This window comes from Oscillospiraceae bacterium (assembly GCA_035353335.1).
Classification (GTDB): Bacteria; Bacillota; Clostridia; order Oscillospirales; family JAKOTC01; genus DAOPZJ01.
In genome coordinates, this window is sequence record DAOPZJ010000080.1 from 1 (window position 1) to 2,572 (window position 2,572).

2 protein-coding genes are annotated in these 2,572 nt (G+C 52.4%); both read right to left on the bottom strand.

What is annotated here, in order from left to right:
• Positions 1-757 (bottom strand): sugar phosphate isomerase/epimerase (locus tag PKH29_11925; protein HNX15545.1); only part of this gene is annotated, 757 nt, incomplete at its 3' end.
• Between the two features lie 42 nt (positions 758-799).
• A complete protein-coding gene (locus PKH29_11930; GenBank protein HNX15546.1) occupies positions 800-2,473 on the bottom strand; it encodes an AMP-binding protein in 1,674 nt (557 codons plus the stop codon).
• Positions 2,474-2,572 lie beyond the last annotated feature (99 nt).

Sequence of the window (2,572 nt, forward strand, 5' to 3'; positions counted from 1 at the left end):
TTCCCGGTTCCTGCAGATAGGGGTTATACCGTTTGAGCCACTCGAGCGAGATATAGCCCTCGTAGCCGATTTTTTTAAGCTCGGCGACCGCGTCGGTGATCGGCACGTCACCGTAGCCCATCATCTTATAGACGATTGCGCCGTCTGCCATCACCGAGTCCTTGATGTGGGTGTGGCGGATATATTTACCAATGTTTTGCACCGTCTGTTCGGGCGTTTCGCCGAAAAAGCGATAGGGGTGGTGGATATCCCATAGAACTCCGCTGCCGGCATGATTGACTTTTTGCATAAACTTTGCCAGCAGCCTGGAATCGCCGAAGACGCCGTTGGTCTCCATCAGCGGGGATACATTTTTCGCGGCTCCGTATTCACAGAGTTCGCGGTATTGTTTTTCGCACAAGTCGAGATCGGCATGGGTCGGCTCGGCTTTCGGGCTGACCATTACGCGGATATAGCTTGTGCCGAGTTTCGCAGCCAGATCGATATACGCCTTGGCCTCGATCATGGCTTCCTGCGCCAAGTCGGCAACGCCTAAAGCCGCGGTCGAGTCAAGCACGGGGAATTCCATTTTAGCGCCTGTCATACGCTTTTTGGTGTTTTCGATCTCTTCCGGCGCAAAAATTGAGATGTCGGGCGCAAAAATCACATCGCCCATTCCGCGGATCTCAATGCCCTGAATGCCCAAATCTTTTGCGACCGCAAAGATCTCGTCAAACGTCCAGCCGGGGCAGCCGGCGGTGGTGAATGATAGTTTCATATTTTAATCATCCTTTCCAACTCGAAAATCTATTTTCTCGCTTTAGGCGGTTTCAATGCCCGCCGCGTCCTCGAGGTGATAGATCTTAATTGCCATCTCGCGCAGTTTGAACTTCTGGATTTTGCCGCTCGCCGTCATCGGGAATTCCTTGACAAAGGCGACATGCGCAGGGGTCTTGTGGCGCGCCATGCTCTTTGCGACGGCGTTCTTGACATCTTCTTCGGTCAGCGTTTTACCCTCTTTAAGAATGATAAAGGCCATGATCTCTTCGCCGTATTTTTTGCTCGGGATGCCGACGACCTGAACGTCGCTGACTTCGGGCAGGTGATATAAAAAGTCCTCAATCTCTTTGGGGTAGATATTTTCTCCGCCGCGGATGATCATATCCTTCAGACGGCCCGTGATCTTATAATACCCGTCCTCGTCGACGGTCGCGATGTCGCCGGTATGTAACCAGCCGTCCTTGTCGATGGCCTGGCGCGTTGCCTCGGGCATCTTGTAGTAACCCTTCATGATATGATAGCCGCGCGTGCAAAATTCACCGGGTTTGCCCGGACCTAAAGTCGTGCCGGTCTCGGTGTCGACGATCTTGTTCTCACAGCCGGGCAAATCGCGTCCTACTGTTGCAACTTTATGTGCGATCGTGTCGTCCGCCGTAGACATCGTGCAGCCGGGGCTTGCCTCGGTCTGGCCGAAAACGATCGTGATCTCATTCATCCCCATCTTGTCGATGACGTCCTGCATCGTCTTGATCGGACACGGCGACCCGGCCATGATGCCGGTGCGCAGATGTGAAAAGTCGAACTTATCAAAATCGGGATGATCAAGCATTGCGATAAACATCGTCGGAACGCCATGGACGGCGGTGCATTTTTGGTTGTCGAGGGTGCGCATAACCTTCTCAGCATTGAACATATCGACCGGAACCATCGTCGAAGCGTGGGAGATGCAAGCCATCATCGCAAGAACCATGCCGAAGCAGTGGAATAACGGCACACAGATGCAGAGCCGGTCTTTTTCGGTGAACTTCATGTTGTCGCCGATAAAACGGCCGTTATTGAGGATGTTTTTGTGCGTCAGCATCACGCCCTTCGGAAAACCGGTCGTGCCGCTGGTGTACTGCATATTGATGACCTCGTCGGCGTTCAGCTGTTCTGCGAGCGCCGAGAGCATCTCTGGCGGGGTTTCGGATGCCAGCTCATACAAAACGTTAAAATTCAGCATTCCCGCAGGGGTCTTTTCGCCGACATAGAGGATGTTTTTCAGACACGGCAGCATCGGCAGTTTCAGCCGCTCCGGATTTTGATCCTTCAGTGTGGGGCAGAGCTCGTTGATGATTTCGACATAGCTGTTGGATTTCCAGCTGTCGATCATCACAAGTACTTTTGTATCGGACTGGCGCAGCAGATATTCCAACTCAAATACTCTGTAGGCGGTGTTGACCGTGACGAGCACCGCGCCGAGTTTGATGGTCGCATAAAAGGTCAACAGCCATTCGGGGACGTTGGTCGCCCAGATGGCGACATGATCGCCCTTGCCGACGCCGAGCTCGATCAGCCCGCGTGCGATGACGTTGCACTCTTCGTTGAATTCTTTCCAGGTCCTGCGATAGGGTACGTCGTTATAGGCAACGGCTTCGTTATCGGGGTAGTTTAGAGCTAGTTCGTCCAAACACTGTCCGATCGTCTTATTCCAAAGCTCTGTGTTTGCGCTCATAAAAACCCCTCCAAAATATTAATATTTAATATTACAACGTAAAGCGGTTGGTTGTCAAATAAAAATTGCCGATAATTAAGTAGGGAGCGACGACTCGGC

Excerpts from the sequence above, each read along its gene's own strand:
- PKH29_11930 (HNX15546.1), bottom strand. The coding sequence starts at position 2,473 with ATGAGCGCAAACACAGAGCTTTGGAATAAGACGATCGGACAGTGTTTG.